The 13760-nt window shown below is 45.9% G+C and carries 10 protein-coding genes; 6 read left to right on the plus strand and 4 right to left on the minus strand.

The window, feature by feature from the left end; translation table 11 throughout:
• Positions 1-1317 (minus strand): M23 family metallopeptidase, encoded by a 1317-nt coding sequence (locus DW205_RS11425; protein WP_005867902.1) that lies wholly within the window; start codon positions 1315-1317, stop codon positions 1-3.
• A gap of 126 nt (positions 1318-1443) precedes the next feature.
• Here DW205_RS11425 and DW205_RS11430 point away from each other — a divergent pair, with 126 nt between their 5' ends.
• The 3 genes from DW205_RS11430 to DW205_RS11440 all read left to right on the plus strand — a co-directional run bounded on the left by DW205_RS11430 (position 1444) and on the right by DW205_RS11440 (position 3772).
• Positions 1444-2814 (plus strand): MATE family efflux transporter, encoded by a 1371-nt coding sequence (locus DW205_RS11430; protein ID WP_034530183.1) that lies wholly within the window; start codon positions 1444-1446, stop codon positions 2812-2814.
• Positions 2815-2897: 83 nt separating this feature from the next.
• The gene (locus DW205_RS11435) at positions 2898-3323 is read left to right on the plus strand and encodes an META domain-containing protein (RefSeq protein ID WP_005858961.1); all 426 of its coding nucleotides are present in this window, start codon (positions 2898-2900) and stop codon (positions 3321-3323) included.
• Positions 3323-3772 carry an META domain-containing protein gene (locus DW205_RS11440; protein ID WP_005867904.1) on the plus strand — a complete coding sequence of 150 codons (450 nt, stop codon included), beginning with the start codon at positions 3323-3325 and terminating at the stop codon, positions 3770-3772. Before DW205_RS11435 ends, DW205_RS11440 begins: the two co-directional genes overlap by 1 nt.
• A gap of 50 nt (positions 3773-3822) precedes the next feature.
• Here the strand turns inward: DW205_RS11440 and DW205_RS11445 are convergent, their stop codons facing one another.
• Both DW205_RS11445 and DW205_RS11450 read right to left on the minus strand, forming a co-directional pair.
• On the minus strand, positions 3823-5880 hold the full coding sequence (locus DW205_RS11445; protein ID WP_005867905.1) for a TonB-dependent siderophore receptor: 2058 nt from the start codon (positions 5878-5880) through the stop codon (positions 3823-3825).
• 6 nt (positions 5881-5886) lie between these two features.
• Positions 5887-7080: an exo-beta-N-acetylmuramidase NamZ domain-containing protein gene (locus tag DW205_RS11450; protein WP_005867906.1), complete on the minus strand. Its 1194-nt coding sequence runs from the start codon at positions 7078-7080 to the stop codon at positions 5887-5889.
• 96 nt (positions 7081-7176) lie between these two features.
• On the opposite strand from DW205_RS11450, the gene DW205_RS11455 reads away from it, so the two are divergent.
• The 3 genes from DW205_RS11455 to DW205_RS11465 all read left to right on the plus strand — a co-directional run bounded on the left by DW205_RS11455 (position 7177) and on the right by DW205_RS11465 (position 13003).
• Positions 7177-9591 carry a DPP IV N-terminal domain-containing protein gene (locus DW205_RS11455; protein WP_005867907.1) on the plus strand — a complete coding sequence of 805 codons (2415 nt, stop codon included), beginning with the start codon at positions 7177-7179 and terminating at the stop codon, positions 9589-9591.
• Between the two features lie 59 nt (positions 9592-9650).
• Positions 9651-10193, plus strand: a complete 543-nt coding sequence (locus tag DW205_RS11460; RefSeq protein WP_005867908.1) for an HDIG domain-containing metalloprotein — start codon at positions 9651-9653, stop codon at positions 10191-10193.
• Between the two features lie 65 nt (positions 10194-10258).
• Entirely contained in the window at positions 10259-13003 is a 2745-nt protein-coding gene (locus DW205_RS11465; RefSeq protein ID WP_005867909.1) for a putative LPS assembly protein LptD, read from the plus strand.
• A 70-nt stretch (positions 13004-13073) separates the two neighbouring features.
• On the opposite strand, the gene DW205_RS11470 is transcribed toward DW205_RS11465, so the two are convergent.
• Positions 13074-13745: a uracil-DNA glycosylase gene (locus DW205_RS11470; RefSeq protein WP_005867913.1), complete on the minus strand. Its 672-nt coding sequence runs from the start codon at positions 13743-13745 to the stop codon at positions 13074-13076.
• Between the last annotated feature and the right edge of the window lie 15 nt (positions 13746-13760).

Consider the following 13760-nt stretch of genomic DNA (forward strand, 5'->3'; position numbering starts at 1 on the left):
CTAGTTATTTAAATGGTTGATACTATCTTTCTCATATATAACAGATGCTTTACTAACTGTGGCTACATGAAAGCTATCTATTTCCGCCAAGATTTGCCGCTTAACGAGAGCGAAACTATCCCTGTAGGCCGGTTTCACCGGTTCAGAAGGGGGAGCTTCCATTTTTAGCGGATCGATAGGTTGCCCGTTCTTATGGACACGGAAGTCTAGGTGCGGCCCGGTAGAGAGTCCGGTGGAGCCTACATAAGCGATCTCTTGGCCTTGTTGCACATGGCTGCCTACTTGGATTCCTTTGGCGAAGCGGCTTAAGTGCATATAACTCGTGGTGTATACGGAGTTATGTTTCACTTTCAGGAAATTGCCCCCGCCGTTTTGATATCCCTTGGCGATAACCGTACCAGCTCCGATGCTGCGTACCGGTGTACCGGCCGGTGCCGCATAATCAACCCCATGATGCGCCCGGTATCGTTTGAGGATCGGGTGAAAACGGGCGTTCGTAAAACGGGATGTGATCCGGAAAAAGTCTAATGGCGCTTTCAAGAACGCTTTGCGAAGGCTGTTCCCTTCCTCATCGAAGTATTCGAAGATACTGTCTTGGGTGAAAGGAATCGCTACAAACTCTTTGCCTTGATGCGTAAAGATCGCCCCCTCGATAGAGGCGATGCTCAAGGCGGTGGTATCGTCGATGTAAGCCTCATTGTATAGAACCTTGAAAGAGTCTCCATCCTTGATGTCAAAGAAATCGATTTGCCAAGCGTACACGTCCGATATCTTGATCGCCAGATACGGATCACCTCCGTTGGCCTTGATCACGTTCCATAGGGAAGAGTTTAATACTCCTTCCGTATATTTTTTCTTGAGGGTGATCGGCTTATTAAATTCATAGGCGTTGATCGTATCTCCGGTCAAGTCGATTACGGCATAATCGGTCAGCGACTTGGCGAAGGCGATATATCGGATCGTCTCTAAGGAATCTACCGTGGAAAATGTGTAATAATGCATGCCGGCTCGCAGTTTCGTCGGATCGAGGACATGGGTGGATGCCCTGCTGATACTGTCTGCTTTCAAGGCCGTGAAGCCCAGCCCGGAGAAGATGGAGGCGGGATTATCCCCGTTTTTCATCAAATACTCTTTTACGTCCAAGGAATCGATACAGATGCCGTATTGATACAGATGTTGTGAGCTATCCACCCACTGCGTATCCATGTCCGCGTCTTCCGTGGGCTGTTGGGGCTGTTTGCAGGAGAAACAACTCATCAACATGGCTAATACGATACATATAGGTAGTTTCTTGTCCATTTGTCTTCGTTTGTTCATCAAAAATTATTCAACCGGATACAAACTTACGGAAAATAATAGAAATAGCGAAACCTATTTAGCGTAAAGCTTTGTACCTTCGCGGACTCGTAAAAAGGTGTTTAGGTAGAAAGCAGATCAATGGACATGTATAGACTATTCCGTGCCCCGAGAGGGCTGAGAGGCAAATTATTTAAATTAACAGGGCCTATCTTTCTGGAAACCTTGCTGATGTTGACTTTAGGCGTGGTGGATACGCTTATGTTGAGCCATCATTCCGATAATGCGGTGGCAGCGGTAGGTGTGGTTAATCAATTGCTGAACATGGTATTTCTGCTGTTCAATATTACCACGACCGGAACGTCTGTCATGTGCGCCCTTTATTTCGGGGCGAAGGATCATAAAAGTTTTATTCAGGTATTAGGGACGTCTTTGCTGTTTAACGCGGGAATCGGTTGCTTGATCAGCTTGATGCTTTTCTTGTTCGGTAGAGAGATGTTGGTCCTGATGGATATCCGTCCGGATCTGATGCCGGACGCTGAGACTTATATGCACATTGTCGGAGGGTTCGGCTTCTTCCAAGCGGTTAGTTTCACGATATCGGCGGTGCTCCGTGCGGCGAACAAGCCGAATTATGCGATGCAGGTGACCTTGCTGATCAATGTATTGAATGTGTTTGGAAATTATGCGTTGATATTTGGCCATTTCGGTTTCCCTGCCCTCGGTGTACAAGGAGCGGCTATCTCTACCTCTGTTTGCCGGGGAGTGGCGATGACACTTTTGTTTATCATGCTGTTCAAGCGGTTGGTGCCTCGTATCCCTTTGGCTTATTTCCGTCCGTTCCCGTTTCAGAAGTTGAAAGATGTGTTGAAGATCGGTTTACCTTCGGCAGCGGAACAAATCTCGTATGATGCCTCGCAGGTGACGATTGTCTACTTTATCAATATGCTGGGTAATGAGTACTTGACAGCTCGTGTTTATGTGATGAATATCGTGATAATCGGCTATATCTTTTCTTTGTCGATCGCGCAAGCTACTTCTATTTGTACCGGCAATTTGGTGGGCGCGAGGAAGAAGCAAGCCGCTTATTTATTGAGTTGGTATGCTTGGAGGAGGTCGTTGCTGATTACGTTAGTCGCTAGTACCGGGGTTTATCTGCTGGGACGTCCTTTATTGGGGATATTTACTGAGAATCAAGCAATCATAACGATCGCGATGGGAGCCTTGCTGGTAGATGTACTCTTGGAGCAAGGGCGGGCCACGGTACTGCTGTTCTTATTCTGCTTGCGTTCGGTAGGCGACGTCGTGGTCCCGGTAATTATCGAGTTATTCTGTATGTGGTTCTTTGCCGTGTTCTGCGGGTATATGTTCGGTATCGTGTTCGGATTAGGCTTAGCGGGGATGTGGTTCGCTTTTGCTTTGGACGAGTGTTCCCGGGGTGCGGTACTCTGTTTGCGGTGGCGAACGCAGAAGTGGAAAAAGAGGATGTTAATCAAGAGTCCTGTTAATATAAGCTAAAACAGGGTGCTCTTGGGAACATTTCGCCTTCTATTTGCGTCTTACTAATTACAATAGATATTTTATAAAAGATTATGATGAAGATGAAAAAGGTATTGTTTTATGCGTTTTTGCTTCCCGCTTTCGTTGGGATGATGTTTTCTTGTTCAGACGTCAAGACAGATGTGAAGAAGTTGGAAGGTAAATGGAATGTGGTAGAAGTGAAAGGCGAGAAAGTCTTGGAAGAAGGCCTGCCGCAGATGGACTTCAATATGGCTGAGAAGAAATTACATGGAAATACAGGCTGTAATTTATTCAATACGACGATCACGTTAGATCCGGAAGATGTATCTTCTATTACGATCGCTCCGGGCGCTACGACGATGATGGCTTGTCCGAATATGGATTTGGAGACGAGCGTGCTTCAATCGATGGATCAGGTTCGTTCCGTGAAGGCCGGAAAAGATGAGAATGAGATGTTGTTGGTAGACCAAGATGGTAATGTATTATTAGTATTGGAGAGAAATTAATGAGAAAAGGTCTTTTTTATATTTGCCTGCTTTTGGTAGGCGTCGGTTTGTTCGCCGGCTGTAAATCCAAGAAAGCTGTGGTAGCTTCTTTCTCGGATCTGGATGGTGAATGGGGTGTCGTGGAGATGAACGGTAAGACGTTGAATCCCGAGGAGACTCATCAGGTTTTGGTGTTCGACGTGGCTCGTCAAGGGCTTTCGGGAAATGCCGGTTGCAATCGGTTGATGGGGAAGATCGAATATAATGATGCTTATAAAAATATCATTAAGTTCCCACAGGTAGCGACTACCCGAATGGCTTGCCCGGATATGAGCGGCGAACGTGAGTTGCTGGAAGCGCTTAATAAGGTGGTGCGCTTTGAGGCACAGGGTGAGGCGGCTCCTGTTTCGGAAATCGCTTTGTTCGGGACCAATAATGATAAGTTGTTGGTGATCAAAAAGCAAAAATAAAATCACCCAGTTGTAGAGACTGGGGCGTGCCCCGTCTCTACAACTGGGTATTAATATTTGAAACTATAACGGAATCCTGCTTTAAACCAAATACCCGGTTGGGGGATATTTCCCAGATCATAATAAGTGGAATTGAGCAGATTATTTAACTCCGCATATAGATTTAACCGCTGATATTCCCAATTTACTTTCATATCTACTAAGCAATAAGGAGCGTAAGGTTCCTCATAAGCCGGCTTAAGATTCTCGTATTTAGTATAACTACCTGCCCGGTCTTGCCAACGGACATACCAAGTGGCCGAAAAACCTTTCCAGATAGAATGGCTTAATTGAGCCGTGAACTTGTGCTTCAGATAATCTAACGCATAATTCGATATATACCCCTCACTATCCTTGTCTTGATGGATAAACGCATATCCCAGTTCTATTTTCCGGATAAAGAACCGTTCGTTGCCCAGTTCCCTCGGTAATAAACTCAGGTTAGTCTCGAAACCAAGGTTATCGACTTTTGTCAGATTTTGGCTTTCCCAGATATCTTCCGGTTTCTCTTTCACCCAATCGATCATGTTCTTGCCTTTTCGGTAAAAGCCGGCTATATGAGCCCGGAGGAAGTAAGTGTTGTATTTCAGTCCGACCTCGAATGCCTCGCTTTCCTCCGGTTTTAGGTCCGGATTTCCTTTATTCGTCTTACCCTCATAATAAAGATCGGTGAAAGTCGGCATACGCAATGCCCGGTTCCAGCTCCCATACAGACGGAAATTGTCCCCGATACGGTAACTGGCATCTATTCCCGGATAGAAATGAATCCCTTCGTTTAAGGCCGAATTATAGTTTGCCAAGACCCCGACTGACAACGTGAAGCGGCGTAATAATACGTTATGCTCAAGAAAGTAGCTGATGTTACTTCGGTTATCGCTTTTTAGATATTGCCCCTCTTTCTCGAAAGGAACATCCTGCGGTTCCTTCATCGGCTTGCCTAATACGTTACTCCTTACTCCCTCGTTTCGGAATTCCACGCCCATACTGGTTCTTCCTAGTTTCCACTGTGTCGTGGCGTTGAGGTTGGCTCCGAATACTTCCGTCTCATGGTAATTATGCCCGGTATACCAATCGGCGGGATCGCTACGGAACAACTCGTACCGGTCGAAATGTCGGGTCCAGTATACCTTGGGGGTGAACTTGATTTTGCCATGTGTTTCTCCTCCGGCGGAGAGGAAGAAGCGGCGAGTCTTGTCGTATTGGTTGGGATAGGAAGCGGAGTAGAAGCTATTCGCTCCATAACCTTTGTCGTTGTATCCGGCTTGGAATTGGAAATCGGCCTCCTCGCTTTTAAGTTCCGATTGCCAAAAAAGATTTAATTGTTTGAAGTCTGTATTGTCTATATACCCTCCGGACGAGGCATACCCTGTGGAAAGGCGCTGTCCGAAATGAGTGGTCGCGTGATTGATGGCAGCTTCCAGTTTCCAGAGCTTATGCATTCCAGCGTAATTGTCGGTCGAGATCCTGTTCTCTTTTCCTGTTTTCGTGATGATATTGATCGCTCCGGCGAAAGCGCTGGCCCCGAATATACGGGAAGAAGGGCCGGATACCACCTCGATGCGCTCTATGTCCGAGAGATTCACCGGGAGGTCAAAACTATAATGGCCGGTTTGTGGGTTGGAGAGGTTGACCCCGTTTAAGAGAACCGCTATTTGGTCGAACGTCCCTCCCCGGATGGAGATATCGGCTTGGGTGCCTCCTTCTCCTCGTTGCCGGACGTCTATTCCCGCGGCATATTCTAAAAGATCTTGGATACTGGTGACAGGTGCCGCCGCGATCTCACGGGCGGGAATGACTGTCACGATCTTGGTCGCTTGATTCCGTGCGATAGGCGCACGGGAGGCGGTAACTTCTACCTCTTCCAGCTCTACGGAAGCTTCCTCGCCGGTCCGGTTAGGCTCGATTACCTTTTGGGCTTGCGCCGTGTCGGGCAGGGCGAATAGTAGCGTACTTGCTGTTACGACTCCAATGTTAATGACTTTGTGCATACTCCGGAACGCGGCGTAACGTTTCCGGTCGAATCGGCGGAAACGTACGGCGACTTGGGTATGCGATTCCCAATAATTCATTCGTTCTTATTTTTTATTTTGAGTAGGATAGTCGGGATAAAGTAAATACTTTTTACGCATGGCCTTGTATTGATCTAGCTCGGGTTTCCAACTTTCCCGGATCTCTTTCTCGGATAAGCCCCTTACGATCTGGTAGCGGAGCTGCTTCGTGCCTGCCAATAAATCGAACCAGTTCGGACGGGAGAAGAAAAAGGCTTGATCCTTTCCCGCTTTATTGTAGAAGTCGAGGAAGAATCGCAAGGTTAATCCTCCTTCGAACGGATATTCCCGCAGATCGATGCCGTAACATACTTTATCCTTTTGCAAGGGATTGGTATCGAATCCGGGCAAGGAGGTCGGGGTAAAAGTGAAATTCCCGTATTTAGGATCCGGGAAACCTAGTACTTGAAACGGATAATAGGTTCCTCTTCCCACGCTAACGTTCGTAGCCTCAAAAAAGCAAAGCGACGGATACAGGCGGATAGACTGGTCATTCGGGAGGTTCGGAGAGGGCTTGACCGGCAACCAATAGGGATCTCCGTGTTTCCAATTCTCCATCTTTACGATCTTTAACCGACAGGTATCGGGCGTACTTTTCAGCCAGCCTTCCTTATTGATCATCCATGCCAATTCTCCTACGGTCAAGCCGTGCAAGATCGGGAGCGGATCGACACCGACGAAAGACTCGAATCCTTTCTGGCGGATCGGTCCGTCTACGAAGTCATTCGGGTTCGGGCGGTCCAACACGATAAACTCTTTGTTGTTTTCGGCGCAGGCTTCCATCACGTAATGCATCGTGCTGATATAGGTATAGAAACGGGCACCTACATCTTGTATATCGAAAACAATCACGTCGAGGTCATCCAGTTGCTCGGCGGACGGTTTCTTGTTTTTCCCATAAATAGAGATGATGGGGATGCCTGTTTTCAAGTCCCGGCTGTCTTTTATCTCCTCTCCGGCATCACCGGTTCCCCGGAATCCATGTTCCGGAGCGAACACCTTCTTAACGTCTACGCCTTCCGCTACTAGCGCATCTAATAAATGAATCTGCCGCTTTTCCAAAATGGAAGTCTGGTTGACCACTAATCCTACCCGCTTGCCCTTCAGTAAACGAGTGACGACATCCATCCGCTCGGCACCTAGCTTTAACGGGGCGTTTTGTGAATAGACCGTTGGCGTCAGGCTAAAAAGTATGACTAGAAATATAAAGATCTGTTTCATTACATATATAATAACTGTATACTAACCGCAAAAGTACGAAATGTTTTTCACAGAAAGTTTATACTTTTGAGGCGAATAACAGACAATACTAAGAATATGAATGTAAAAACACTTTTTTATGCGGTAGCCTTCTTGAGTTTATCATGGGCGTCTTTAACCTATGCGCAAGATGTCCTACCGGAATATACGCAAGCACGCCGTTTCGCCCCGTCGAATGCGGAACAGTTACTTTTCTCTTATACCCTTACCCCCAATTATTTTAATAATAGTGACAAATTCTGGTACGAGTATAAGACGAGTGAGGGGACAAACTGGTATCTGGTGGACCCCGATTCGAGAAATAAACGATTATTATTCGATCGGGATGAGTTGGCGGCACAGATAAGCGAGATCGTGAGAGAGCCTTTTACCGGACAACAACTTCCTATCGAAGATTTACGCTTAAAGGAAGATGATCGCACGTTTACTTTCTCGATAAAGGGTACGAACGGGAACTATTTTTTCTCGTATGATTATCCGTCCTCCCGGTTGACTCGGATTACGAAAGACGAGATTCCTGCTAAAATCCGTTGGGCGAATATATCGCCGGATAAAAAGCGGGTCGTCTTCGCGAAAGATTTGAACCTGTATGTCATGAGTTATGAGGATTATGAGAAGGCCGTGAAGAATCCGGAGGATAAGACGATATCTGAGATCGCCTTGACTACGGATGGCGAAAAAGATTTTGGCTTTGGTATGCCCCGGACCTTCTTGAATACCGATACTTTATGTGACCATAAGCGGAAATATGTAATGGGGAACTGGTCTCCCGATGGTCGTTATTTCGCCGCAACTTTGTCGGATCAACGTGCAGTGCAAGATTTATGGGTGATTAACTCGATCGCCAAACCTCGTCCTACACTTGAGACCTATAAATATCAGATGCCGGGAGAGGCGGGTTCTCCAATCGTTCATTTATATCTCTTTGATTTGGAAAATGCCGGAAAGCGGAAAGAAATCCGGGTGGATTGTTTTAAAGATCAAATAATCAATCTAGCCTCCAAGCCGGATAAGGAGCGTATGGGACTCACTCGGAACTCGATCTGGTTGGGAGATAACCAGACCTTCTATTTGACCCGTGTCAGCCGGGATATGAAACGGGTGGATATCTGTTCGTATACGATCGGGGAGGATTCGGTAAAAGCGATCATTGAGGAACGTCTAAATACTTCTATGGAAACCCGCCCGCTAGCGATGACCGATAATGGTAAGGAATTGATCCATTGGAGCGAACGGGATGGTTGGGCGCATCTGTATCTATATGATGCGCAAGGAAATTTGAAAAACCGTATCACCAAAGGACCTTGGCATGTGGACGCAATCGTAGACGTGGACAGTAAGAATCGAGTCGTTTACTTCAAGGCGAATGCCCGGGAAAAGGGAGATACGACTCCTTATTACGAGCATTTGTACCGGGTGAATCTGGATGGTTCGGGCTTAAAGCTGATTACTCCGGGCGATTATTTCCACCTGGTCTCTATGGATAAATCCATGCGATATATCGTGGATAACTATTCTCGTGTCAATACGATCCCGGCTACGGCATTGTATGATAACCAAGGTAACCGATTGATGACCTTGGAGGAGAGTGACTTCTCCCAATTATTCATGGCAGGTTATAAATTCCCTGAGCCTTTTTCGGTAAAGGCGGCCGACGGGGTGACCGATTTGTATGGTGTCATGTATAAGCCTTTTGATTTTGATTCCACGAAAGTATATCCGGTCATTAACTATGTATACCCCGGACCGCAACAGGAGGGAACTTTCTTTCGCTACATCCCGATGAATCCTCGTACGGATCGTTTGGCGCAAGCCGGATTTGTCGTGGTGTGCATGGGACATAGGGGAGGGCATCCCAGTCGCTCCAAGTGGTATCATAATTATGGATATGGAAATTTGCGTGATTATCCGATGGCGGATCATAAAGTAGCTATCGAGCAGTTGTGCGCTCGTTATAAATTCATGGATATCAACCGGGTCGGCATACACGGACACTCCGGTGGCGGTTTCATGTCTACAGCGGCTATGCTCCTTTATCCGGATTTCTTTAAGGTGGCGGTATCTTGTGCCGGCAATCATGACAATAACATTTATAACCGGTGGTGGGGAGAGAAACATCATGGGGTAAAGGAGATCACGGATGATATGGGAAATATCTCGTTCGATATTCGCATCCCGACCAATCAGGAATTGGCGAGGAATTTGAAAGGCCATCTGTTATTGATCCATGGCGATATCGATAATAATGTGCATCCGGCGAATACCATTGTTGTCGTGGACGAGTTGATCAAGGCAGGCAAACGCTTTGATATGTTGATCGTACCGGGAAAACGCCATCATTTTGATGACTATAATGAATATTATTATTGGCGGATGGTCGATTACTTCTCTGAGTATTTGAGAGGCGAACGGGAAACAGGTGCGGATATAAAAGATTTGAAACTGGGCAATTGGTTTCAGGGGTATCAGTGATGAGAAGTAGTATATGTGAGAGAGATTGTTTATTTTTGTCTCGCAAAAAAATAAATAGGATGAAACCTCTTGATATAATAAAGAAATATTATCCGGAAAGTTCGGATGCCTACCGGATTTTGGTGACTCATAGCCGCAGCGTGGCGGATAAGGCATTAGCATTGGCCCGTTTGCATCCGGAGATGAATCTGGATCTGACTTTTATTGAGGAAGCGGCGATGTTGCATGACATAGGGATCTTTTTGTGTAACGCTCCAGATATCGATTGCCATGGGGAGGCCGATTATATCTGTCATGGCTATCTGGGAGCCGATTTAATGCGGAAAGAGGGGTATCCTCGCCACGCCTTAGTTTGCGAGAGGCATACGGGAACGGGGCTTTCGCTTGCCATGATCGAGGAGCGGAACCTGCCTGTTCCACATCGGGATATGCGTCCCGTGTCATTGGAAGAACAATTGATCTGTTTCGCTGATAAATTCTTTAGCAAGACTAAATTGACGAAAGAGAAACCGGCTGATAAGATAAAACAGAGCTTATCCAAGTATGGAAATGAGACAGTTGAGCAGTTTGAACACTGGTGTAAACTCTTTTTAGGGGAATAAAAGCATAAGGGCTCGTTTATTTATTATACATTTGTACGCTGTAACACACTGCAAAGAACGAAGTAATGTTTTTGATATATAGAGTCCTAATCATTCTATTCGTTTTCCTCTTGGGAGGCTTGGGCGTGCAGGCGCAGGAGATTGTCGCTCCTGCCGATAGCTTGGCGCAGACTGATTCTCTCTTGGTGGCTCCTACGGATAGTACAACGTTAGCGGGAGATTCGATTCCAGAAAAGCAGACCGGGCTAGATGCTCCGGTCAGTTATCAAGCGACCGATTCTATCGTGATGACGGCTGGCAACTGGGCATATCTTTACGGGGAAGGCGATGTCAAATACCAGAATATCGAGCTGCAGTCCGAATTGATTGAGATGAATATGGATAGTAGCATCGTGTTCGCTAAGTTTGGACTCGACTCTATCGGGCAGGAGTTTGGCTATCCGTTGTTTAAGGAGGGCGATCAGCAGTATGAGTCGAAGACGATGCGGTATAATTTTGGTACCAAGAAAGGATATATCACGGACGTGATTACCCAGCAGGGCGAAGGGTATGTTACCGCCGGGCGAACGAAAAAGATGGAAGGGGATATCTTGAACATGGTGGGTGGTAAGTATACGACCTGCGACGAGCATGAGCATCCTCACTTTTACATCCAGATGACGAAAGCGAAGGTGCGCCCGAAAAAGAATATCGTAACGGGTCCGGTCTATCTGGTCTTGGAGGACGTGCCGTTGTATCCGATCGGGTTACCTTTCTGTTTCTTCCCGTTCTCGAGTACGTATTCATCCGGTATTATTATGCCGACTTTCGGAGACGAGTCTACCAGAGGTTTCTTCTTGCGTGACGGTGGATATTATTTCGCCTTGAGCGATTATATGGACTTGGCTTTGTTGGGAGAGATTTATACCAAGGGATCTTGGGGATTGTCGGCCAAGTCGGCTTACCGCAAACGTTATAAATTCTCGGGCAGTTTTAATGCTTCTTATTTGGTGACGAAATTGGGAGATAAGGGCTTGCCAGACTATAATTTATCCAAGGACTTCAAGGTTAACTGGACGCATACGCAAGACCCTAAGGCGAATCCTTATCTGTCTTTCTCGGCGAGCGTAAACTTCTCGACCTCTTCGTATGACCGTAATAATCAGAACAGTTTATACCCGAATGCGAATGGATATGCCGATGTGAACCAGAATACGAAGAGTTCATCCATCAACGTAACGAAACGTTTCCCGAATAACCCGTTCACGATCTCCGGTACGATGAGTATAAACCAGACGACCCGTGATTCTTCTATCGCCGTGACCTTGCCTAGCATGACGGTTACGATGAGTCGTATCTTCCCTTTCAAGCGGAAACATCCGGTCGGGAAGGAGCGTTGGTACGAGAAGATCTCCATGAGTTATTCCGGTACGTTTAGTAATAGTATAACGACAAAAGAAAACTTATTATTCAAATCGAATTTGATCAAAGATTGGCAGAATGCTATGCAGCACTCGATTCCGGTAAGCGCTACATTCTCCGTGCTCAAGTACTTGAATATTTCTCCCTCTTTCAATTATAAGGAACGTTGGTACACCAGCAAGATCGAACAGGAATATGATACGCAGAAACAGGCTTTGGTAGCCCGCGACACTACGTATGGTTTTTATCGTATTTACGATTTTAACGCTTCTATCTCTGCGTCTACTACCTTGTATGGTTTTTATAAACCGTTGCCATTCTTGGGTAATAAGGTTGAGATGATCCGTCACCGCTTCGAGCCGTCTATTACGGTAAGCGCCCAGCCGGACTTCGCTTCTTCTCGTTTTGGTTTTTATGAGACTTATGTATATCAAGACGCGAATGGTGAGGATCGTGAATATACGTATTCTCCGTTCGCTCATAATATGTATGGCGTTCCGGGAACGGGAAAACAAGGAAATATCAGTTTTGACGTAAATAACAATATCGAGATGAAGGTGCGTTCGGATAAGGACTCTACTGGATTCAAGAAAATTAGTCTGATCGATAAGCTGTCGTTAGGCATGAGTTATAATATGGCGGCGGATTCATTTAAGTGGAGTGACTTGAGTGTCGGTTTACGTTTGAAATTATCCAAGAGTTATACGTTGAACTTGAATGGTCAGTTCGATACCTATACGTACGATGAGAATGGGCATCGTGTCGATATTCCCCGTTGGAAAGCAGGCAAGGGTATTGGCCGTTTGAGAGGGACTAGCACCAGTTTTTCTTATACATTTAATAATGATACGTTCAAGAAGTTGTTTGGAGGAGGTGATAGCTCATCGGATAAATCCGGGAATCAATCGGCTTCCACGGATCCGAATGCAGATCCGGATGGATTGAACCCGGATGGAGAAGGAGAGGGCGAGAATAAGGAAAGTGGTGGCCGTCTGTTGGGCAAAAAGAAAGAGACCGGTGAGACAGATGCCGATGGCTATTTAATTTCCAAGATTCCTTGGAGCCTCTCGTTTAGTTATGGTTTGAGCTTGCGGTATGGTGATTTTAATCGTTCTAAACTGGAGTATGATTACGCCTTGACTCACTCTTTGAGCTTTAACGGAAATATCCAGCCGACAAAGAACTGGCGTTTTAACTTTAACGCTACTTATGATTTTGACGCTAAGAAGATCTCTTATATGACTTGTAACGTAACTCGTAACTTGCACTGCTGGCAAATGACGGCTAGTTTCGTTCCGGTCGGTCCTTATAAATCCTATACATTCAGTATCGCTGTAAGCTCTGCTTTATTGAAAGATTTGAAGTATGATAAGAGAAGTAATTATAGGGATGGACAGCAGTGGTATTAATAATTGAAAATTGAGAATTGAGAATTGAAAATTAAAGTTACACAATCCAATAATTCTCAATTCTCAATTTTTAATTCTCGCCCCATTTGATGGGGGTTTGCCCAGTTGCGATTAAATAATCATTGGCTTTGCTGAAATGCTTGTTTCCGAAGAATCCCCGGTAAGCGGAAAGTGGGGACGGATGAGCTGATTTAAGAACCAGATTACGGGATGAATCGATGAAAGCACCTTTCCTTTGTGCGTAGGAACCCCATAATATGTAAACGATATGGCTTCTTTCAGCCGCCAGACGATGAATAACAGCATCAGTAAAGGTCTCCCAACCTCTATTTTGATGGGAACCGGCTTGATGCGCTCGTACTGTGAGAGTGGCATTTAGCAATAATACGCCTTGATCTGCCCAACGAATCAAATTGCCAGTTGTTGGAACCGGATGCCCTAGATCATCTTGTATTTCTTTGAATATATTGATGAGGGAAGGGGGGAAAGGTACCCCATCCTGCACGGAGAAACAAAGTCCGTGCGCCTGTCCCGGCTCGTGATAAGGATCTTGGCCGAGGATAACGACCTTCACTTTATCGAACGGGCAGTGCTCAAAAGCGTTGAACATATAAGGACCGGGAGGATAAACAGTACCTTGGCGGTATTCTTGTTTAACGAAATCGGTCAATTGCTTGAAATAATCTTTTTCAAACTCGTCGGCTAACCGTTTTTTCCAGCTTTCTTCAATCTTTACATCCATAATATAATAGTTGGC

The organism is Parabacteroides sp. AM17-47, assembly GCF_003434625.1.
GTDB classification, from domain to species: Bacteria; Bacteroidota; Bacteroidia; order Bacteroidales; family Tannerellaceae; genus Parabacteroides; species Parabacteroides distasonis.

Bases quoted from the DNA above. Each gene is read 5' to 3' on its own strand.
- DW205_RS11425 (WP_005867902.1), bottom strand. From the start codon at position 1,317: ATGAACAAACGAAGACAAATGGACAAGAAACTACCTATATGTATCGTA.
- DW205_RS11430 (WP_034530183.1), top strand. From the start codon at position 1,444: ATGTATAGACTATTCCGTGCCCCGAGAGGGCTGAGAGGCAAATTATTT.
- DW205_RS11435 (WP_005858961.1), top strand. From the start codon at position 2,898: ATGAAAAAGGTATTGTTTTATGCGTTTTTGCTTCCCGCTTTCGTTGGG.
- DW205_RS11440 (WP_005867904.1), top strand. From the start codon at position 3,323: ATGAGAAAAGGTCTTTTTTATATTTGCCTGCTTTTGGTAGGCGTCGGT.
- DW205_RS11445 (WP_005867905.1), bottom strand. From the start codon at position 5,880: ATGAATTATTGGGAATCGCATACCCAAGTCGCCGTACGTTTCCGCCGA.
- DW205_RS11450 (WP_005867906.1), bottom strand. From the start codon at position 7,080: ATGAAACAGATCTTTATATTTCTAGTCATACTTTTTAGCCTGACGCCA.
- DW205_RS11455 (WP_005867907.1), top strand. From the start codon at position 7,177: ATGAATGTAAAAACACTTTTTTATGCGGTAGCCTTCTTGAGTTTATCA.
- DW205_RS11460 (WP_005867908.1), top strand. From the start codon at position 9,651: ATGAAACCTCTTGATATAATAAAGAAATATTATCCGGAAAGTTCGGAT.
- DW205_RS11465 (WP_005867909.1), top strand. From the start codon at position 10,259: ATGTTTTTGATATATAGAGTCCTAATCATTCTATTCGTTTTCCTCTTG.
- DW205_RS11470 (WP_005867913.1), bottom strand. From the start codon at position 13,745: ATGGATGTAAAGATTGAAGAAAGCTGGAAAAAACGGTTAGCCGACGAG.